Raw genomic sequence first — 19206 nt, 5'->3', positions numbered from 1 at the left:
ATGAGTGGAATAAAACTCGAAGGAATCAGCCTGGACTATGGCAATCACTTGGCATTGAAGGACGTAGAACTGGAAATCAAGCAAGGGGAATTCTTCTCCTTGCTTGGTCCAAGCGGCTGCGGAAAATCGACGCTTTTGAATATCATTGCGGGATTCCTTGGTCAAACGACTGGTGTCGTGTATATCGGAGATGAGGATGTAACAAACATACCGCCGTATAAGCGGAACCTCGGGATGGTTTTCCAAAACTATGCTCTTTTCCCGCATTTGTCTGTTCGGGATAATGTGGCGTATGGTCTTAAAAACAAGAAAATGTCCAAGAAAGACATCAAGAAAAAAGTAGACGAATCGCTTGCACTTGTCCAGCTGGATTCCTATGCAACGCGTATGCCGCACCAACTTAGCGGCGGACAGCAGCAGCGGGTGGCAATTGCCCGTGCACTTGCGATTGAACCAAGTGTGCTACTGCTGGATGAGCCACTAAGCAATCTGGATGCCAAGCTGCGAAAAGAGATGCAGTTCGAGCTGCGCCGCATTCAAAAAAGTGTCGGTATTACGACCGTACTGGTAACACATGATCAGGAGGAGGCACTCAGCCTGTCAGACCGGATTGGTATCCTTGGAGATGGTGTCCTGCAACAGGTAGGCGAACCGCTTGAGGTATACCGACGTCCTGCAAACCGCTTTGTCGCAGAATTCATCGGTCAGGTGAACATATTTGATGCAGAGCTTAGAGAAGGTACAGTCTATGAAACGACAGCCGGATTCAAGCTGGAGGCTGAGCGTCATGAAAGTGGAACACAGCCGGAGCGTGTTCGTTTCATGCTTCGGCCTGAGCGGATTTTTGTTGAGCAGCATGCTGCTGGAGCAGAAAGTGCTAATCGCGTTAGAGCAATCGTAAAAGAAAGCAGCTATATAGGAAATGCCATTCGCATCAGAACAGAAGCAGGCGGTATTGAACTGGCTGTTCATGCACCAGATCCCCTGTTTCCGGTTTTGCCGGCTCCAGGTGAGGAGCTAATGCTTTCATGGAACAAAGAAGATATCATTTATTTAGAGGTTCTTGATCATGAAAGCAACTAGACAAAAGAAGTTTTATGGCGTTTTATTAGCTCCTACTCTTATTTTTCTGGGAATCTTTTTGCTGCTTCCGCTGATTCAATTACTGATCCTGAGTTTTCAGCAAGTCGATAATTTCTTTGAGGTTATCGATGGGTACACGTTCAGTCATTATGTAGAGGTACTGACAACACCGGTTTATTTGAAAACAATTTGGCAGACTTTATTTGTGGCAGTCGTTACTACAGTGATTTGCTTGATTCTTGCTTATCCTGCTGCCTATTTGCTTGTTCGATCTCCAAGACGCTGGCGGGCATTTTTCTATATCTTGCTCGTGTCGCCGCTGCTTACAAGTGTAGTTATCCGTACTTTCGCATGGATCATCTTGCTGGCACAAAACGGACTCGTTAATGATGTCTTGATGAAGACGTCTATCATCGATGAACCATTGGATATGCTTTGGAATATGAATGCAGTCATTATTGCTTATGTACAAGTTATGCTTCCATTCGCAGTTCTGCCGATTGCGACGTCCATGTCGGATATCAAAGGCAATCTGCGCTCGGCTTCCATGATTCTTGGTTCAAACCGGATTGCGACTTTCTTCCGCGTTACTTTGCCGCTTACGATTCCGGGAATGATCAGCGGCGCGATGATCGTCTTTTCACTGTCAGCCGGAAGCTATATTACACCGCTATTAGTGGGCGGAAGGATGCAGCCATTATTGCCGCTTTCGATTTATCAGCAGATCATGCAGGTTTATAATCTGCCGCTGGCAGCTGCTATGGCCTTTACACTGATGGTGCTTGTATTCCTTGTTATTGCGATACTCGGGTTCATCCTAAAAAAATGGGAGGTGCGTGTGAATGGGTAAGAAAGGTACAAGGTGGCTGGATAGTCTGATCTGGATTGCCGGCATTGCCGTTTATCTATTCCTGACGATCCCGGTACTAGTGATTATTTTGTCAGCTTTCAGTCCGACGGAGTATCCGCAGTTTCCGCCAACCGATTTCTCGGTACGGTGGTTTGCAGAAGTATTCCGAAGTGAGCAATGGATGCAATCACTTTGGTCCAGCACACTTGTCATGGTCATCGTGACACCGCTGACTGTATTGCTCGGGACGATGTCATCTTATGCATTGGCACGATTATCTTTTCCAGGTAAAGGGCTGATCCAGTCCTTCATCATGTCGCCTTTGATGATTCCGCAAGTTGTGCTTGGCGTCGCGTTATTGTATTTGTTTTCCTCTTTAGGATTATTCGGTTCTACATTAGGTCTTATCATCGGTCACATCGTCATTTGCTTCCCGTATGTTGTACGGACTGTCTCTGTCAGTATTACAAATTTGGACAGCAGACTGGAGCTTGCTTCGATGAACCTTGGCTCGACACCTTGGCAGACGTTTTATCGTGTCACCCTGCCATTGATTAAACCGGGGATTATTGCTGGTGCTGTTTTTGCAGCAGTCACATCATTCGGTGAAATCTCTGTCAGTTTGTTTGTAAGCACACCAGAGACAATAACGATTCCGGTCCGGACCTTCGGATATATCGACCAAACCTTTGATCCTAGTGTTAACGCTATTGCCGTCATCTTCATTGCGTTATCGGTTATTGCGCTTGTTATCATTGAGAAGACCATTGGTTTGTCTAAAGTAATGTAAACATTAGAAGCTAAGCACTTACTGCTTAGCTTCTTTTATTTTACAGCCTTCCAAATCGTCCACCTGTCCATTTCCACAATATCCCTCCCCTCTGTGATACAGTGATCTATATATAAAACCAACTCCTCCAGTTCAGCATCATCCAGCGCATGCAGGATGCTTCTTCCCAGTCTGGCACGCAAATCTGCCAGTAAATTTTCTTTCGTTTCATGGACATGGCGAACTTCCCATAATGTATGTTTCTCTATGCTGTGAAAGCCGGAATCTTTCAGATCTCTTATAACTTGGGCTGATGTATGTCTTCTATTGATCTCCAATTCTGCGAGTCTTGGAAAAAGGGAGAAGAAGTACCCTCTGATATGCGCAGGACTTCCTGGCAGCAGGCAGTCCTCCGGTGTACGATCCTGAATAAGAAAGATGCCGCCAGGACGCAGTAACCGAAATGCTTCCGAGAAACAATGCTGGAGCTCTTGTAAGTGATGAATCAAGGCGCGTTCCAGAATAAGATCGGAGCACGATGACTTCAAATCGGTTTCCTGAGCATTCCCTTTGTGGAAATGAATCCCTTCCTGGCCGCGGCTATTCTCAGCAGCAGCTTCGAGCATGACTTCTGAAGAATCTACACCTGTTACGAATGGTATACCTATTTCACGCAAGGCCTTTGTATAAATTCCGCCTCCACAGCCAATATCTAGAGCAAGATTTATCTGCTTGTTTTCCAATATTTTTTTTATCAAGTTGATCCAGTCTGGAGCAGCTTGTCTGGATGTGTAGGAATATTTATTAGTTTGTGCATGGAAATCCATAATTCATCCCCACCTATTTATTTAATGGTATATAATTTCCATATCCGTAACTTTATCTCCTGCTGCGAATCCAGAAAGGGTGAAAGGTTTGCATATTCTGCGAAACTCTCTAGCTATTAGACCATTGCACATAATTGATATTTCTCTGTTAGCCAAATGGTTATCAAATCCGGAAATCCTTTTTTATTACGAAGGGCGCGATAATGCATTTGATAAAGAGAAAGCACGTAAAGTCTTCTTCAATCCATTAGACCCAGCACAAAAATGTATCTTCTCTTATAAAGAAAAGCCTATCGGCTATGTGCAATATTATGAGTTGGACGTGGATGAAAAGACAGAATTCGGGTATCTAGGCAAGCAACAAATATACGGAATGGATCAATTTATCGGAGAAACAGCTTACTGGAATAAAGGAATCGGGACATTACTTGTCCAAACGATGGTTCAACTCCTGAAAAAGGAGAAACAAGCAGAAATGATAGTGATGGACCCGCAAGCTTGGAATGAACGTGCAATACGCTGTTATGAGAAAGGTGGATTTCAAAAAGTAAAAGTATTGCCCAAGCATGAGTGGCATGAAGGCAGTTATCGGGACTGCTGGTTGATGGAATGGAGAGGAGATGCATATGAGAATACAGCTACGTGAGCTTACAGAGGAGGACTGGCCGGCGGTCCATGCGTATGCCTCATTGGAACAGGTTTGTCGTTATCAGCCTTGGGGACCAAACTCTGAAGCTGAATCGAAACAATTTGTAGCGGGAGTTTTGCAGGATGCTGAGACAGAGCCACGGATGCGATTTGTCTATGCAATCATTTTGAGGAGAATCTGATCGGTTCTGCGGAGCTGGTTATCAAAAGCACTCAGAACCTAGAAGGTGTACTCGGATATATCCATCCGGATTTGTGGAATAAAGGTTTCGCTACGGAAGCTGCCAAAGCTGTCTTGTCCATAGCTTTCCGTACATTCAAATTACATCGTATCTATGCTACCTGTGATCCAAATAACTTGGCTTCTGCATCCGTGCTGGAGAAAATCGGCATGCAAAAGGAAGGAATTAACCGTGAACACATCCGCATGAAATCAGGGTGGCGGGATTCCTTCCTCTACGGCATTCTTGAGCACGAATATGCTCAAAAATGATAACCATATGTGTAAGAAAATAGAAAATAAAGAGCTGCAAGCAAGGCGGCTAGTGGGATCGTGACGCCCAGGATATTAGAGCGTTTCCAGGGTCCTTTTGGATCTGTATAGCCTTTATACAGCAGATATATCAGTAATCCAACCATCGGCACAAATAGTAAATGACGAATATCCGCGACCCATTCATTATTTACGATCCAATTGACGTTAGGTGCTGCCGTTGTGTCAGAAGCATTGTTAATGCGCTCTTTGACAATGACAAAGAGGGCTCCGAGTGCTAGATAGTAGACGGTGAACAGAATTTTGACAGGTTTATTCAGATAGCGGGTTGCTAGGATCACCGATAAAAATAAGACGAGGAGTATTATAATCAGAATATATTCTTGCATGATATTTACTCCTTTCAATTGGTGAGGCATTCTTGAAGATAGGAATGATAAGGTGAAATTAAACGATACGAATCAATATGTGAGACAAATGAGCTTGAAGCAAGAATCTTCAGCGCTTCCTAAACAATTCCCATTTTCACTGCCTGTCATTCAAAAATTAGGCAAACTTTCTTTTCATCCGAATGTAACCTATATCATCGGAGAGAATGGGATGGGCAAATCAACTCTACTCGAGGCAATAGCTGTAGCGCTCGGTTTTAACCCGGAAGGTGGTTCAAAGAATTTCTCCTTCTCAAGCTATGCATCACATTCCGATCTGCATGAACATATCCGCATCGTCCGCGGAGGAAATCGTCCACGGGATGGGTACTTCTTTCGAGCAGAGACCTTCTATAATGTGGCTACGAACATTGAGGATATGGATCGGGAGGGTTTTGGACGAAAAATCATTGATTCCTATGGTGGAAAATCCCTTCACGAGCAGTCCCATGGAGAGGCGTTTTTCGCAGCTTTCATGGAGCGCTTTGGCGAAAATGGATTATACATACTCGATGAGCCAGAGGCAGCTTTATCTCCAATACGCCAGCTTTCCATGCTTGCTAGAATCGATGAGCTGGTAGAAGAGGGCTCACAATTTATTATCTCGACGCATGCTCCGCTGCTGATGGCGTATCCGGATGCGAAGATACTCCAGCTTGATTCAGAAGGAATAGAAGAGATCCAGCTTGAACAGACACAGCACTATAGCATAATGAAGCAGTTTTTCGAGGATAGAGGCAGACTTCTGCATCATTTGTTCCGTAGATAGTTAGTGCAGTTACAGAGTAAATGGAGCATAATTATTTATAATAGAATCTTGATTGAAATCCGGTGAGGTGAGTCCTGCATGGCATTTACAGAAAAAAATCCGAAGGTTGATGAATTCTTAATAAAAGCTAAACAATGGAAAGATGAATTTATAAGCCTAAGAAATATAATCCTTGATTGTGAGCTGACCGAAGACTTCAAGTGGAAGCATCCTTGCTACACGCTTAACGGAAAAAATATTGTTCTGATTCATGGATTTAAAGACTATTGCGCGCTTTTATTTCATAAAGGTGCATTGTTAAAAGAGCCTCATGGTTTTCTCATTCAGCAGACAGAGAATGTGCAGGCTGCACGCCAAATCCGGTTCACCAATAATCAGGAAATAGCTGACAAGGAAGTTATCATCAAATCTTATATTCTTGAGGCTGTTGCAGTTGAAAAAGCCGGGTTGAAAGTGGATTTGAAAGAGCATGCAGCATACATCATTCCTGTAGAATTGAACAGAAAATTTGAGGAAATACCTGCTTTGAAAACTGCCTTTGAAGCATTAACTCCGGGGCGGCAAAGAGCATATATATTTTATTTTTCACAGGCTAAACAAGCCAAAACGCGAGAGGCAAGAATTGAGAAATATAAGCAGCAGATACTCGATGGGAAGGGTTTGAATGATAAGTAGCATTTGAAAGTATAAAATTCCAAAGAAGAGGTGGACGGATGACTATCATCAGAGCATCCATGGAAGACGTACAAGAAACAGCAATTCTTTTCGATCAATACCGCCAGTTCTACAAGCAAGCTCATGATTTGAGCGGAGCAAAAGCGTACATAACAGAAAGACTGGAGAAAGGGGATTCTGTCATTTTTATCGCAAAGGATGGAGATGAATGCGTCGGCTTTACGCAGCTTTACCCTACTTTTTCATCTATCGGGATGAAGCGTGCTTGGATTCTGAATGACCTTTATGTAGCGGAAGGGGCCAGAAAACAAGGGGTTGGAGAAAAATTACTTGATGCAGCGGAAGCTTTCGCAACGGAAACTGACGCGGGTAGTATCGCCCTTAGTACAGCACCTGACAATGAGAAAGCACAGCGTCTTTATGAACGGAAAGGATATGTGCGGGATGAGCAGTTCTATCATTATGAGTTAAGCTTGTAGAGGGGATGTTGAAGATGATTATCGATGTTTTGCAGCATGTTCCGTTTGAAGACCTTGCTGCCATTAAGGGTTGGGGAGAATCACGCGGACATAGCTTTCGTGTTCAGCATCTCTATGAAAATCCCGTTCTTCCTGATGCAAAAGATATTAGCATGCTTATCATTCTTGGCGGACCGATGAGTGCCAATGATGCTGATAGCTGGATAGTGGGGGAGCGTACACTGATACTTGAGTTGATTGATCAGCAAAAGCCGATTTTCGGTATTTGTCTTGGTGCTCAGCAAATTGCGAAGGCATTAGGAGCGACCGTTTTTCAAGGGGAACAAAAAGAAGTTGGATGGTTTCCGATTCAGACTATTACGTCACATTTTCCTTTCATTCCCGACAAAATGGCCGTCTTCCATTGGCATGGAGAACAATTCACCTTACCTGATGATGCCACAAGACTATTCGGGAATGAAGTGTGCGAAAACCAAGGCTTTATGTATCAAGGTAACGTTATTGGTTTGCAATTCCACTTTGAAACGACTAAAGAAAGCATGGAAAAATTGATTCTGCATGATAAAGCGTATATAGATGATGGAGCGTTCGTCCAGAGTGCGGATGTAATGAAGTCATCAAAGCTTCCAGCAGAAAATGTGGAAGTACTATTCCAATTGCTTGATCACCTAGTCAGATAAAGAGATGCTGTCTGAATGGGATGCAGCTGTAAAAAAACATCGAATATCCTTCTGGAGGCCGATGATTTTACAGTACAGATCCAGTCTGGTGTGCAGATTGTAAAATGAATTTAGATCTGGATGATTTTCCGATTTCAGCGGCTTGGAAACAGAGAATAGAGAGCTGGGCAGAAGGCTACGGCGAATGGCTGGATTTGGAACGTGATGAGCTTCAATCTGATGCAGTAAAGGCGGAAGAAAATTTCAACAGAGAAGGCAGTTTGTTATCTATCGAAATACAAAAGGATCTTCCTGGCTATTTCATTTCTTATAAGGCATCTCATTTAAGTTCTTTGTATAAGTAAAAAGCTGTCAGTAAATTATTGCTGACAGCTTTTTTGTTGTAGTCCTAATTTTCTATGTGATAGGGTCACCATTGAATTTCTTATGAATAAGGCAGGAAGCGAGGCATATAATCCGTTATAAGCGTCAGGTTAGCCCCTGACTTTTCATTTGGAACAATATGTATGCGCTTTCATTTTAATGGTTAGATAGGAATCAGGAGGAGGAGTTGTAGATGTGGAAGAGTGCTAAAGGTATAAGTTTGTTGATGCTTATTTTCATTCTAGTCACGATGGCAGCATGCTCCAGCAATACAGATTCAGCAGATGGGAAGAAAGAATTGACTGTCGTTTATCGATCGCCCGGATCAGTAGATTCCTTGAAGAAATTCTTTGACTCAGGGGTAGTGGATGAATTTGAAAAAGAACATCCGGATATTGATGTGAAGATAGCACCTATTACAGCGAGTGAAGGAGATTATTTCTCAAAGGTTGCGCTGCAGATGAAGTCAGAGGAAACAGCACCGGATGTTGTATCGGAGGATACATTCATGCTTAATTCCGATGCAAATGCCGGGTATCTTGATCCTTTGGATGATCGTATCGCTGATTGGGAGGAATGGAATAACATCATAGAAAACTTAAAGTCCGGTGTAACAGCGGAAGATGGCAAGGTGTATGGGGTGCCGTCGACTTCCGACTCACGTGGACTTTGGTACAGCAAAGAGCTGTTCCAGGAAGCTGGTCTTCCTGTACCTTGGGAGCCGAAAAATTGGGATGAAGTACTAGAAGCGGCGATAACAATCAAAGAGAAGACAGACGGAGTGACACCGCTATTTATGCAAGTCGGTAAAGCCAATGGCGAGGCAGTTTCCATGCAGACGCTGGAGATGCTGTTATATGGCACAGGTGACACGCTTTATGACGATACAGATAAAAAATGGGTAGTGGATAGTCCCGGTTTGCTAGATTCGTTCCGCTTTATTGAACAGGTATACAACACAGAAAAAGTTGGCCCTGATTTCTCTGTCGTCATGAGCGGTCAATCCGGAAACGTAGCTTTCCAGCAGCTATTCCCTCAAAAGAAGCTGGCGATAGCTCTGGATGGCAGCTGGAATGCCCGGAACTGGGCAGAGAACGGAGCGGCTCCGATAGAAAATGTGGAGGAGAAAATCGGTTTTGCACCGATGCCGACGCAAAATGGCCAGGAGCCAGGGACAATTACGATGAGTGGCGGCTGGGCTTGGGCAATTCCATCAAAAGCAGATATGAAGGAAGAAGCATGGGAATTCATCCAATTCCTGATGGAAAAGGATAACAGCATCAATCGTTCGTTGACAGATGGAAACCTGAATACCCGTACAGATGCTGTCGAGGTAGAAGAGTACGTAAATCGTCCTTACGCCAAAGAAGCACAGGCATATCTCGAGAATGCGCAATTCAGACCGGCAAATGATAAATATCCAGCAGTTTCCACCCAGCTGCAGACAGTGGTCGAAGCGGTGGCAACAGGCAAGCTGACTCCGGAAGATGCTGTGCAGCAATATAAAGCTGGAGTAGAGAGAGTGGTCGGCAAAGAAAATACGAAGGCAGCTGAATAAGAAACCATCCCATCAAGGGGGCCGGGATATCCAGCTCCCCCTGACTGGGCGGGAGAAAGGTGACGACTATGTATGCATAGGAAAGCGATACTTTTTTTGTCTCCATCATGGATTCTTTTATTGTTATTTTTTATAACACCGATGCTGCTGACTTTCGGATTTGCTTTTACAAATCTCTCACTGACAGGAACTGATGCAGCCAACATTCAATTTATCGGGTTCCAAAATTTCGCTAATATGTTCCAAGATCCTGAATTCCGCATCAGCGTGTTTCGAACGCTTATCTTTTTACTTTTCTCTGCCGTTATCGGACAGGTTGTTCTAGGATTGATCATTGCGTTGCTGATGAAGGAGAAGCGACGCGGTTTCCGCCGATTCATCGGCGTAATCGTAATTGCGGGCTGGGTGACACCTGAAATTGTCGTAGCTTTTTGCTGGGTGGCATTCCTAAGTGATGCAGGAACCTTCAATGCGATCCTGCAAGGGATAGGCTTTGAACCAATAACCTGGTTATTCACCTTCCCGATGGTAAGTGTCATCATCGCAAATATTTGGCATGGTACTGCCTTTTCTATGATGGTTTTTCAGGCGGCATTGGATGATGTGCCAAAGTCTGTCCAAGAAGCTGCGGTGATAGACGGAGCTTCCCGCTGGCAAATATTCTTCCGTGTGACACTGCCGATTGTCAAAGGCTCGATTGTCACGAATATGATGCTCGTCACATTGCAGACGCTGGGTGTCTTCACGCTTATCTATACGATGACAGGTGGAGGACCAGGAAACGCCACGCAGATTCTTCCGATATTCATGTACAACCAAGCCTTCGTAAATTATCAATTCGGTTATGGTACTGCCATTTCCCTTGTCCTGCTCGTTATCGGTACGATTGCAAGTTTGCTGTACATGCGTTTTATGAAAGTAAAACTATAAGGGGGAGGGATGCAGAATGAAGATATCGAAAAAGGAATTAGTAATCCATTATCTGGCTCTGATCTTCTTGGCTATCTGCTTCTTGCTGCCTTTTCTATGGCTCGTATTCGCTTCCTTCGATCAGCAGGCAACCCAAGCAATCAAGCTGCCGGAGAAATGGACGCTGGACAATTTCACCGCTATTCTATCGGATCCGAGTAATATCCGATCGTTTGCGATAGGGCTGTTCATATCGCTTGGGCAGGCAACGATCGTTGTGATTGTTGCTGGCTTGGCTGCTTATCCGCTTTCCCGCTATCGGCTGCGATATAAGCGATCTTTCCTGCTTACCATTTTGTTCATGACGTCTTTGCCGATCACGGCTGTCATGGTTCCTGTCTATCAGCTGTTCCTCTTTCTGAACATCCAGGACTCCATTATTTTCACGACGATTTTCCTTGCTGCATCCGGGCTGCCTTATGCTATCTGGATGATGAAAAATTTTATGGATGCGGTGCCGATTGAACTGGAGGAATCAGCGTGGGTGGATGGTGCTTCCGTGCTGACAAGTATGCGTAAAGTGGTTGGACCGCTAATGCTGCCAGGAATCTTCACAATTGCGATATTCACCTTTACAGGCAGCTGGGGAAACTTCTTTGTACCTTATATTTTGCTGCAGACACAGGAAAAGCTTCCTGCATCTGTGACACTGTATCAGTTTTTCGGAAACTACGGCATTATCGAGTATGGCAAATTAGCAGCGTTCTCCATGCTGTACACGATGCCATCTATCATTCTTTATATCTTTGCTCAAAAATATATGTCCAAGGGCTTCAGCCTCGGCGGAGCATCCAAGGGCTAAAGGAGTGTAAGTATGTTGAGTTTGAAAGAACGACAGCTGGAAAGAAGAATAGAAGAATTGGAGAAATACCGCTATCGGGACCGGCATGATTTGCAGCATTTTCTAGCATTGGAAGATCAAGAAAAGAAGGTGGCACCTGAAGTTCCATGTTTGGATGATTTCACAGAGAAGCTGTACGTTGGGGACCATTGGAAGGGCCGGGATCGCTACCTTTGGCTGGCCAAGGAGATCGACCTTCCTGAGGAGTGGTCAGGAAAGCAGGTAGTTGGTGTATTTGATTTCGGCAAGACGGGCGGCGGGGGAAATTCAGGCTTTGAGTCACAATGCTATGTGAACAAAGTGATGTATCAAGCGGTAGACTCCAATCACCAGGAACTTTTCTTCAAGGATGATTGGCATGGTGATTCTATTCTTTTGGCATTTCGTCTCTGGTCCGGCTTGGAAGGCGGCGGAAAAAGGATTGAGCAGGAGCATCAAATAAAGCGAGCTGAACTGGCAGTCTTCGATGAAAAGGCAGATGATCTGTATTACACCAGTTTTGCTATTTTGGAGACGATACGTGTACTAGACGAAAATGCTGCCGAGCGGGTTCAGCTTTTGTCGCTGTTGGACCAGGCTATTCGATTGATAGACTGGAGCTCTCCAGGTAGCGATACATTCTATGATTCAATCTATGAAACAAACGACTTTCTCCAAAAAGAATTGGACGCCATGGACAGCGAGTCCCCCATCACAATTCGATGTATCGGTCACACGCATATCGATGTAGCTTGGCTGTGGCGGTTGAAACATACGAGGGAAAAAGCGGGTCGTTCTTTCTCCACTGTTTTGCGTCTGATGGATAAATATCCGGACTATAAATTCCTGCAAACGCAGCCGCAGCTCTATAGCTACGTAAAGCAGGACTTCCCTGAACTGTATGCTCAGATAAAAGAAAGAATAGATGACGGCCAGTGGGAAGTGGATGGCGCCATGTGGCTGGAAGCCGATTGTAACTTGCCTTCTGGTGAATCCTTGGTGCGTCAGATCCTGCAGGGAGCCAAGTTCATCCAGGAGGAATTCGGAAAAGATGTGAACTATCTCTGGCTGCCAGATGTGTTTGGCTATTCTTGGGCATTGCCCCAGATTCTCAGCAAGGCGGGAATCGATACATTCCTAACGTCCAAGATCAGCTGGAACCAATTCAATCGGATGCCGAATGATACATTTACATGGCGTGGATTGGATGGCAGTGAAGTACTCACGCAATTCATCACCACACCGGATCCTTCGCCTCGGGAAAATACGTGGTTCGCTACCTATAATGGTCAAATCCTGCCAGATACCGTAACGGGTACGTGGGATAACTATAAAAATAAAGCACTCACGAAGGAACTGCTTCTTTCCTATGGATACGGCGATGGCGGAGGCGGTGTGAACAGAACCATGCTCGAAATGCGAAGAAGATTGGATCGTATGCCGGGGCTGCCTAACGTCAAAACAGGCGATGTTAAGAGTTATTTTAAAGCATTGCATGAACAGACTCAGAATACATCAGAGTTCATGCCAGTTTGGGATGGGGAACTTTACTTGGAATATCACCGCGGTACGTATACGAGTCAGGCATACAATAAGAAAATGAACCGCAGGATGGAGCTTAAGCTGCGTGAAACGGAATTCCTCCATGTGTGGAAAGCGATCCATTCAGGTGACTTTCTGAAGTATCCTTCCACAACATTGGAAGAGGTATGGCGGACAGTATTACGGAATCAATTCCACGATATTATTCCGGGATCTTCGATTCGGGAAGTGTATGAAGATAGTGAGAAAGAATACGAGGATGGATATGCAAAGCTGCAAGCATTGCAAAAGGATGCCGCAGACAGTTTGATTACAGATAAAAAGAATACATGGAGTATTGTCAATTCATCATCATGGGAACTGGATGGTCTCGTTAAAATAGAGACCGATGAGGAAGGTGTTTGGGAGGATGAAAACGGCAGCCCTTTGACAGCGCAAAAACACAAAGACGGTTGGCTCGTCGATGTGCCGGCTGTTCCGGGAACGGGAAGTAAACAGATTCATTTAAAGACTGAGAAAGTAGTTTCAGAAGCGGAAGATGAATGGTTCGAGCTGAAGAACCGGGAGCTTGTGACACCATTTTATGAAGCTAGCTTTAACGAATATGGTCAGCTTCAGTCGCTATACGATAGAAAAGCGAAGCGTCATGTACTAGCTGAGTCGGAGAATGGAAACGTGTTTCAGGTGTTCGAGGATAAGCCGCTGGATTATGATGCTTGGGATATTGATTTATTTTATCAGGAGAAAAAGAAAGAAGTTACTAACCTGCTAGATTTCACTCTAAAAGAAGCAGGACCATTACAGCTTGTGATAGAAGCAAGCTGGCAGTACGGCAGTTCGACTATTCATCAAGACATTATCTTCTATCGTAATCGGAAAGTCATCGATTTCAAAACAGAAGTGGATTGGCATGAGCGTCAGCAGTTATTAAAAACAGCCTTTCCTGTCCGTATCCGAGCAACAGATGCAACGTATGATATCCAATACGGCAACGTCAAACGTCCGACACATTGGAACACTTCCTGGGATATAGCCAGGTTCGAATCTGTCGCACATCAATGGGTCGATTTCTCGGAGCAGAATTATGGTGTCAGTTTGCTTAATGATTGCAAGTACGGACACGATATCAAAGATCATACAATTCGGTTGTCATTGATTAAATCTGCAATTGCACCGGATATCGAACAAGATCAAGGGCGACATCATTTTACGTATTCTCTGTATCCTCATGAGAAGGGGTGGGTAGAGGCGAATACTGTACAGGAAGCATGGAAGCTGAATCAACCTTTCCAAGTATACAGCGGAGACAATGACAAAGACGATGCAAAACTATTCTCTATCGATAATTCGCATGTGCAGCTGGATGCTATCAAAAAAGCGGAAGATAATGACGATATCATCATTCGTCTGCATGAATACACCGGCGGCACACAGCAGGTGACGATACAGCCGGAGTTCAAGTTCACTTTCTGGAAGGAATGTGATTTAAGGGAAAGGGACATGGATCAAGTTTCCCAGGAAGGAAATATAGAATTATCTTTTACTCCATATGAAATAAAGACAATACGCATATCCAAATCTTGAGAAAAGTCCCTTATGGGCTTTTCTTTTTTACTGTATACTTGCGTGTACAAATGTAAGGGGGGATACATATGCACGTGTTCGGTATTAAGGTACAAGGAAAAAAATATGTGAAGAGACAGGCTGTTTATGGAATACTGCAGGGTTCCTTTGGACAAATAGGTGTCGTTCGGAAAAGAAACGACCAGTTGCTGCTGTTACCTGGAGGAGGTATAGAGAATGAAGAAACCGAATTGGAATGTTTGGAGAGAGAAATCCTGGAGGAAACAGGATATGCAATCAACAAGCCAGCATTTTTATGTGAAGCGATACAATACTTCCAGTCCAGAGATGGTAGTCACTATATACAAAATCTAGGGAGTTTCTATAGCTGTTTACTGGGAATGAAAGAACAAGAACCAGTGGAAGAGGACCATGAATTAGTTTGGCTGACTCCTGAAGAAGCAGCGAACGGCTTATTTCATCAGCACCAAGCCTGGGCTGTTCGGCAATACTTCGGATTACTTGATTAAAACGTGATCAGTCTTTATGTGCTTTGGATTCTAACATACCTATAGTATACTTTAGGAAAGTGTTTCCAGTTATACATAAAGCAAGGGGGAATGGATTTGTCTGAACAAGAAACGCAGTATACGGCGAAGGATTTGGCTGCTTCATTGGATGTGACAACCTCGACGCTTCGAAGATGGGCAATTGCATTGGAAAGTGCTCATTATCCGTTTCAGCGGAACGAAAAAGGACAGCGGATATATACAGAACAGGATATGGCTACATTAGAAGAGTTAAGAAAGTTACTTGGAGAAAAAATGACTTTTGCCGATGCCATCCAGCAACTGACGGGGCATGCCAAAATAAAAGAGAAAAAGTCAGACACGGAAAAAATGAACGTAACTGCGGAGGAACTGGAGAAACTAGTATCGCGTGCAGTTAAAAAGGCAGTGAAGAAAGAACGGGAAAAGCTGTTCAAACAGCTGAAGAAACAAATGAAAAAAGAGTTGGAAAAGCTGAAGGATAAAAATTAAAGGGGACACATATAGGGTCTTTTTTATACCTTAAAGAAGGTAAGCCTCAATCTAAATGATACAAAATTCTGAAATATAAGTCTAGTCTTTTTTTTATATGATGCCAAAATGAAATTGTATTCGATTATAGATTAGGAGGCGTTATTATGAAGCAAAATATTTATGATAATGAGCTATTTTTTGAGAATTACAAAGCTCTGCGGGAAGATCCGATTAATTACAATGAACTATTGGAACAGCCAGAGATAAGACGCATGCTGCCTGATTTGAAGAGCAAGCATGTGCTGGATATCGGCTGTGGTATGGGAGATTTGGCGAGGTATTGTGCAGAGCAGGGAGCAGCGGGTGTAACTGCTTTGGATCCATCCAGTAGGATGCTGCAGGAAGCGGAAAACAGAAATAATCACCCGGTCGTTGAATATATTCAAACAGCATTAGAAGATGCTGTGTTCGAAAAGCAAAGCTATGATATTGCTGTCAGTTCGCTTGTCATGCATTATGTTGCAGACTACGATGCAGTCATCCGGTCTATCCATGCCGCTTTGAAGGAAGACGGTATTCTATTGTTCTCGACTGAGCATCCAATCGTGACTGCCAGAAAAGAAGGCGATAAATGGATTACGGATGAAGACGGGAATCGAATTCATTTTGCAGTGGACAATTACCAGGAACAAGGAAGACGCGATGTGAAATGGTATGTGGATGGAGTGGTTTATTACCACCGGTCCATTTCTGCATTATGCAATGGCCTTATCCGCAATGGTTTCAGTCTGGAAGAAATAACAGAGCCAATGCCAAGTGAAGCAGCAATCGCTCAGCTGCCGCGGATAGAGCATGAATTACGCCGGCCCTCCTTCATCATTTTGAAGGCAAGAAAAACAGCCCATCCTTAACGGAGGGGCTCCATTTCTACCCAGCCACGGACGCTATTGATCAGCCAGATGCGGGATGCAGTTTGGAGATCGGCTTTCGTCAAGACAGCTTCTTGAATCGTACCTTTCTCCAATAATTCTTCTCGTAATGTTCCCGGCAGCAGGCCGCTTGCAACAGGAGGCGTCAACAGTGTGTGATCCTTCTCCATGACAAGATTGCCAATCGTGAATTCGGTCAGCTCGCCGGCTTCATTCCATAGCAGCGTATCAAAGACGTCTGTATTCTTTGCCTTGTAATCTTCGTATATTTTGCGATAGGTTGTCTTGTGATAATAATATCGATTTGTTTTATCAATTGGTGCGGCAGCCAAGGCAAATTTCTGTTTTTTTTCAATCAATGCTGGCATGCTGCTATAGAAAAGCTCAAGCTGTCCGGTTTTATCAGCTACTAGACGTATCCGGTGAGATTCTACTGGGTGCTCGATTTGGTGTTGATGCAAGAGCTTTCGAACAGCGTTTTCTTCAATCGGGATGCTGAAATATTCGGCAGACTGCAGTAGGCGGTGAATATGTTTATCCTCCAATAGAAAATCACCATTTGAATACGCGATCGTTTCCAGCAGCTTGAAATCTGGGAGCTGCTCCTGCAGAACAGAGGATTTGGCGATGGCTTCCTCATACTCCCCCTCAGCAGTCGAATCCCAAGTGATACCGCCGCCGACACTATAGGTAGCTTGTTTTTCTGATTTATCGACAATTGCAGTACGGATGGGCACATTGAAAACAGCTTCACCACCGGGCTCAATATAGCCAATGGCACCACAGTAAATCTCTCGCGGTTCAGGTTCGAGGTTCGAAATGACTTTCATCGTGCTCGCTTTCGGGGCGCCCGTGATTGAACCGCACGGGAAGAGGGCACGCATAATGTCAATAATCGTTATTCCTGGGATTGTTTCTGCTTCCACAGTCGAGGTCATCTGGTAGACTGTCGGGTACTTTTCAATTGTATATAAAGCTGGAACGTGAACAGTACCAAGCTTTGCGACTCGGCTGATATCATTGCGCAGCAGATCGACTATCATGACATTCTCAGCGCGGTCTTTGACAGAGGTAGCTAGGATTTCCTGCTGTTTGAGGTCCTCTGTGTATGTCAGTCCGCGTTTGATTGTACCTTTCATCGGCTTTGTGATGATACGCCCTTCATCCCAGCGGAAAAATAATTCAGGAGAAGCGGATAGAATCGCAGCATCTTCCCACTCCAAATAGGCAGTATAATCGGCGCGCTGTGCTCGCTGCATTTGGCTGAAAAGGGCAGCAGGATCATCAGCAAACCTTGTGCGCAGACGCATGGTGTAATTCGTTTGATATGTATTTCCAGCTGCGATTTCGTTTTTAATCGTTTGGATGGCTTGCTCGTAGGCTGTTTTTGAGATTGCTGGCTGCCAGTTGAGCTTGTCTGGAGCTGCTGCTGTTGGCTTTGGCTGTTCTTCCGTGAAACGCTTGTAGATACCAAATTGAAGGAGAGGAAGTTTTGAACCTTCGACCGTAATATAGCTTGAATCAAATGCTCCAGCGGCTTCATAGGAAAGATAGCCTGCTGCGTAATAACCTTGGGCTGTATATGCTTGCACCTGCTCGAGGCAGGGGATCACTTCATTTAGTGAATGTGCAGTAAGCAACGCATGCTGCTCTGTGAAACGCCGATGCTGTGTCTTGCCAGCTGCATCAGCAAAATTGAAATAAGCGTACATGAAACTTCTCCTTTCTTGCTTTACTAGTATCTCATACGGTGCATTAGCAGAATAGCTTATTGAAATAGAGTAAGTATTGAAACTATTTCCATATTATTACCGTATTAGAAGGTACAATCTTTTAGGAGGAGTTGCAAGTTGCGGACGATCCAAGTGTTAAAGGAATTAGGTTTCTGGGTGTTTGCGTGCATTTATTTGATTGGTATCCGTCCCCATCTGGACGGATATGTACTCTTAATACCGGATCTGCTAATTTGTGCGGCTATTGTACTTTCATTGACTGCTTATGTGCTTCGCTTCGGACGGAGGAAAGAGGAGGTAAAAAGATGAAACGCTTTACCTATACAGATGCTATTATTATGATCACTTTTATCGTATTTATCACTAGCATGGATCTGAGTCATATAAAATGGCTGGAATGGGGAGTGCTGATCGTATTCAGTATATGGGCTTTCTTGATGGGACTTAAGACAGTAGCAATTCTAAAGCAATCCAAACCATAAAATTGATAAACGTGTTCTAGCTGTGCACTTCTTTTTAGTAGGAGGTAGAGAATGCATATCACTTTACATAAAGCTAGATTAGCAGATGCTGAACAAATTCATGAATGCCAGATTGCGGCTTTTCAGCCGTTGCTTGAAAAATACCAGGACATGGACTCAAACCCTGCCAACGAGCCGTTGTCACGTACTATTGATCGCATTAACCGACCAGATGGAGGGTTTTATAAGATAATGACAGAAGGACAATTTATGGGCGCCATCTGTCTATATTCGAAAGAACCCGATGTGTATTGGATCAGTCCCATATTCATTCATCCTGACCACCAAGGGAATGGAATTGCGCAGCAGGTTTTAAAGCTGACAGAAGACATGCATTCGGATGTAAGAATTTGGCGAGTAGCTACCTTGCGGGAAGAAACAGGTAACTGTCTTTTGTATGAGAAAATGGGATATCAACGTACTGGTAAGATACAAAAGCTGAATGATCGGGCTACGTTGATTTATTACGAAAAGCGGATATAAAG

At 44.2% G+C, this 19206-nt stretch carries 22 protein-coding genes and 1 pseudogene; 20 read left to right on the top strand and 3 right to left on the bottom strand.

Annotated features, from left to right (window positions below; genetic code table 11):
* From SFC25_RS07720 to SFC25_RS07710, 3 genes are read left to right on the top strand one after another with little or no spacing between them, the layout of a single operon-like run.
* Complete coding sequence (locus SFC25_RS07720) at positions 1 to 1083, top strand: ABC transporter ATP-binding protein (protein WP_411214711.1); 1083 nt, start codon at positions 1 to 3, stop codon at positions 1081 to 1083.
* On the top strand, positions 1070 to 1933 hold the full coding sequence (locus SFC25_RS07715; protein WP_411214710.1) for an ABC transporter permease: 864 nt from the start codon (positions 1070 to 1072) through the stop codon (positions 1931 to 1933). The genes SFC25_RS07720 and SFC25_RS07715 overlap by 14 nt, the downstream gene beginning before the upstream one ends.
* Complete coding sequence (locus SFC25_RS07710) at positions 1926 to 2723, top strand: ABC transporter permease (protein ID WP_411214709.1); 798 nt, start codon at positions 1926 to 1928, stop codon at positions 2721 to 2723. Before SFC25_RS07715 ends, SFC25_RS07710 begins: the two co-directional genes overlap by 8 nt.
* A 35-nt stretch (positions 2724 to 2758) precedes the next feature.
* Here SFC25_RS07710 and SFC25_RS07705 read toward each other — a convergent pair whose 3' ends face one another.
* Positions 2759 to 3529, bottom strand: coding sequence for a class I SAM-dependent methyltransferase (locus SFC25_RS07705; protein ID WP_411214708.1), 771 nt, complete (start codon positions 3527 to 3529; stop codon positions 2759 to 2761).
* A gap of 88 nt (positions 3530 to 3617) precedes the next feature.
* Between SFC25_RS07705 and SFC25_RS07700 the strand changes: the two genes are divergently transcribed.
* Together SFC25_RS07700 and SFC25_RS07695 are read left to right on the top strand one after the other, a co-directional pair.
* Entirely contained in the window at positions 3618 to 4175 is a 558-nt protein-coding gene (locus SFC25_RS07700) for a GNAT family N-acetyltransferase (protein ID WP_411214707.1), read from the top strand.
* Positions 4150 to 4670, top strand: a pseudogene (locus SFC25_RS07695) (GNAT family N-acetyltransferase). The gene SFC25_RS07700 and the pseudogene SFC25_RS07695 overlap by 26 nt, the downstream one beginning before the upstream one ends.
* Here SFC25_RS07695 and SFC25_RS07690 read toward each other — a convergent pair.
* A complete protein-coding gene (locus SFC25_RS07690) occupies positions 4661 to 5059 on the bottom strand; it encodes a hypothetical protein (protein WP_411214706.1) in 399 nt (132 codons plus the stop codon). The pseudogene SFC25_RS07695 and the gene SFC25_RS07690 overlap by 10 nt on opposite strands.
* A 52-nt stretch (positions 5060 to 5111) precedes the next feature.
* Here SFC25_RS07690 and SFC25_RS07685 point away from each other — a divergent pair, with 52 nt between their 5' ends.
* The 12 genes from SFC25_RS07685 (at position 5112) to SFC25_RS07630 (ending at position 16449) form a co-directional block, all read left to right on the top strand.
* Positions 5112 to 5867, top strand: coding sequence for an AAA family ATPase (locus tag SFC25_RS07685; RefSeq protein ID WP_411214705.1), 756 nt, complete (start codon positions 5112 to 5114; stop codon positions 5865 to 5867).
* A 78-nt stretch (positions 5868 to 5945) separates the two neighbouring features.
* Positions 5946 to 6542: a YdeI/OmpD-associated family protein gene (locus tag SFC25_RS07680; protein WP_411214704.1), complete on the top strand. Its 597-nt coding sequence runs from the start codon at positions 5946 to 5948 to the stop codon at positions 6540 to 6542.
* Between the two features lie 38 nt (positions 6543 to 6580).
* On the top strand, positions 6581 to 7021 hold the full coding sequence (locus tag SFC25_RS07675; protein WP_411214703.1) for a GNAT family N-acetyltransferase: 441 nt from the start codon (positions 6581 to 6583) through the stop codon (positions 7019 to 7021).
* Positions 7022 to 7035: 14 nt separating this feature from the next.
* Positions 7036 to 7701, top strand: coding sequence for a type 1 glutamine amidotransferase (locus SFC25_RS07670; RefSeq protein WP_411214702.1), 666 nt, complete (start codon positions 7036 to 7038; stop codon positions 7699 to 7701).
* Positions 7702 to 7805: 104 nt separating this feature from the next.
* Positions 7806 to 8045 (top strand): hypothetical protein, encoded by a 240-nt coding sequence (locus SFC25_RS07665; protein ID WP_411214701.1) that lies wholly within the window; start codon positions 7806 to 7808, stop codon positions 8043 to 8045.
* A gap of 212 nt (positions 8046 to 8257) precedes the next feature.
* On the top strand, positions 8258 to 9622 hold the full coding sequence (locus SFC25_RS07660; protein ID WP_411214700.1) for an extracellular solute-binding protein: 1365 nt from the start codon (positions 8258 to 8260) through the stop codon (positions 9620 to 9622).
* Positions 9623 to 9694: 72 nt separating this feature from the next.
* Positions 9695 to 10552, top strand: coding sequence for a carbohydrate ABC transporter permease (locus SFC25_RS07655; protein WP_411214699.1), 858 nt, complete (start codon positions 9695 to 9697; stop codon positions 10550 to 10552).
* Positions 10553 to 10568: 16 nt separating this feature from the next.
* Entirely contained in the window at positions 10569 to 11393 is an 825-nt protein-coding gene (locus SFC25_RS07650; protein ID WP_367542699.1) for a carbohydrate ABC transporter permease, read from the top strand.
* 12 nt (positions 11394 to 11405) lie between these two features.
* Complete coding sequence (locus SFC25_RS07645) at positions 11406 to 14537, top strand: alpha-mannosidase (RefSeq protein WP_411214698.1); 3132 nt, start codon at positions 11406 to 11408, stop codon at positions 14535 to 14537.
* Positions 14538 to 14605: 68 nt separating this feature from the next.
* Complete coding sequence (locus tag SFC25_RS07640) at positions 14606 to 15046, top strand: NUDIX domain-containing protein (protein WP_411214697.1); 441 nt, start codon at positions 14606 to 14608, stop codon at positions 15044 to 15046.
* A 96-nt stretch (positions 15047 to 15142) separates the two neighbouring features.
* The gene (locus SFC25_RS07635) at positions 15143 to 15556 is read left to right on the top strand and encodes a helix-turn-helix domain-containing protein (protein WP_411214696.1); all 414 of its coding nucleotides are present in this window, start codon (positions 15143 to 15145) and stop codon (positions 15554 to 15556) included.
* Positions 15557 to 15702: 146 nt separating this feature from the next.
* Positions 15703 to 16449 (top strand): class I SAM-dependent methyltransferase, encoded by a 747-nt coding sequence (locus SFC25_RS07630; protein WP_411214695.1) that lies wholly within the window; start codon positions 15703 to 15705, stop codon positions 16447 to 16449.
* On the opposite strand, the gene pabB is transcribed toward SFC25_RS07630, so the two are convergent.
* Positions 16446 to 18179, bottom strand: coding sequence for an aminodeoxychorismate synthase component I (gene pabB / locus SFC25_RS07625; protein ID WP_411214694.1), 1734 nt, complete (start codon positions 18177 to 18179; stop codon positions 16446 to 16448). The two genes, SFC25_RS07630 and pabB, sit on opposite strands and share 4 nt — an antisense overlap.
* A gap of 138 nt (positions 18180 to 18317) precedes the next feature.
* On the opposite strand from pabB, the gene SFC25_RS07620 reads away from it, so the two are divergent.
* Genes SFC25_RS07620 through SFC25_RS07610 form a run of 3 tightly spaced genes read left to right on the top strand, consistent with a single transcriptional unit; the run spans position 18318 to position 19204 of the window.
* A complete protein-coding gene (locus SFC25_RS07620; RefSeq protein WP_411214693.1) occupies positions 18318 to 18509 on the top strand; it encodes a hypothetical protein in 192 nt (63 codons plus the stop codon).
* Positions 18506 to 18682: a hypothetical protein gene (locus SFC25_RS07615; RefSeq protein ID WP_411214692.1), complete on the top strand. Its 177-nt coding sequence runs from the start codon at positions 18506 to 18508 to the stop codon at positions 18680 to 18682. The genes SFC25_RS07620 and SFC25_RS07615 overlap by 4 nt, the downstream gene beginning before the upstream one ends.
* 51 nt (positions 18683 to 18733) lie before the next feature.
* Entirely contained in the window at positions 18734 to 19204 is a 471-nt protein-coding gene (locus tag SFC25_RS07610; protein WP_411214691.1) for a GNAT family N-acetyltransferase, read from the top strand.
* Positions 19205 to 19206: the final 2 nt, after the last annotated feature.

Origin of the sequence: Terribacillus saccharophilus (genome assembly GCF_046592595.1) — a bacterium.
Taxonomy (GTDB): domain Bacteria; phylum Bacillota; class Bacilli; order Bacillales; family Amphibacillaceae; genus Terribacillus; species Terribacillus saccharophilus_C.
This window is presented reverse-complemented; position numbering and strand designations above follow the sequence as displayed.

Coding starts and splice junctions, on each gene's coding strand:
- SFC25_RS07720 (WP_411214711.1), top strand. CDS start 1: ATGAGTGGAATAAAACTCGAAGGAATCAGCCTGGACTATGGCAATCAC.
- SFC25_RS07715 (WP_411214710.1), top strand. CDS start 1,070: ATGAAAGCAACTAGACAAAAGAAGTTTTATGGCGTTTTATTAGCTCCT.
- SFC25_RS07710 (WP_411214709.1), top strand. CDS start 1,926: ATGGGTAAGAAAGGTACAAGGTGGCTGGATAGTCTGATCTGGATTGCC.
- SFC25_RS07705 (WP_411214708.1), bottom strand. CDS start 3,529: ATGGATTTCCATGCACAAACTAATAAATATTCCTACACATCCAGACAA.
- SFC25_RS07690 (WP_411214706.1), bottom strand. CDS start 5,059: ATGCAAGAATATATTCTGATTATAATACTCCTCGTCTTATTTTTATCG.
- SFC25_RS07680 (WP_411214704.1), top strand. CDS start 5,946: ATGGCATTTACAGAAAAAAATCCGAAGGTTGATGAATTCTTAATAAAA.
- SFC25_RS07675 (WP_411214703.1), top strand. CDS start 6,581: ATGACTATCATCAGAGCATCCATGGAAGACGTACAAGAAACAGCAATT.
- SFC25_RS07670 (WP_411214702.1), top strand. CDS start 7,036: ATGATTATCGATGTTTTGCAGCATGTTCCGTTTGAAGACCTTGCTGCC.
- SFC25_RS07665 (WP_411214701.1), top strand. CDS start 7,806: ATGAATTTAGATCTGGATGATTTTCCGATTTCAGCGGCTTGGAAACAG.
- SFC25_RS07660 (WP_411214700.1), top strand. CDS start 8,258: ATGTGGAAGAGTGCTAAAGGTATAAGTTTGTTGATGCTTATTTTCATT.
- SFC25_RS07655 (WP_411214699.1), top strand. CDS start 9,695: ATGCATAGGAAAGCGATACTTTTTTTGTCTCCATCATGGATTCTTTTA.
- SFC25_RS07650 (WP_367542699.1), top strand. CDS start 10,569: ATGAAGATATCGAAAAAGGAATTAGTAATCCATTATCTGGCTCTGATC.
- SFC25_RS07645 (WP_411214698.1), top strand. CDS start 11,406: ATGTTGAGTTTGAAAGAACGACAGCTGGAAAGAAGAATAGAAGAATTG.
- SFC25_RS07640 (WP_411214697.1), top strand. CDS start 14,606: ATGCACGTGTTCGGTATTAAGGTACAAGGAAAAAAATATGTGAAGAGA.
- SFC25_RS07630 (WP_411214695.1), top strand. CDS start 15,703: ATGAAGCAAAATATTTATGATAATGAGCTATTTTTTGAGAATTACAAA.
- pabB (WP_411214694.1), bottom strand. CDS start 18,179: ATGTACGCTTATTTCAATTTTGCTGATGCAGCTGGCAAGACACAGCAT.
- SFC25_RS07615 (WP_411214692.1), top strand. CDS start 18,506: ATGAAACGCTTTACCTATACAGATGCTATTATTATGATCACTTTTATC.
- SFC25_RS07610 (WP_411214691.1), top strand. CDS start 18,734: ATGCATATCACTTTACATAAAGCTAGATTAGCAGATGCTGAACAAATT.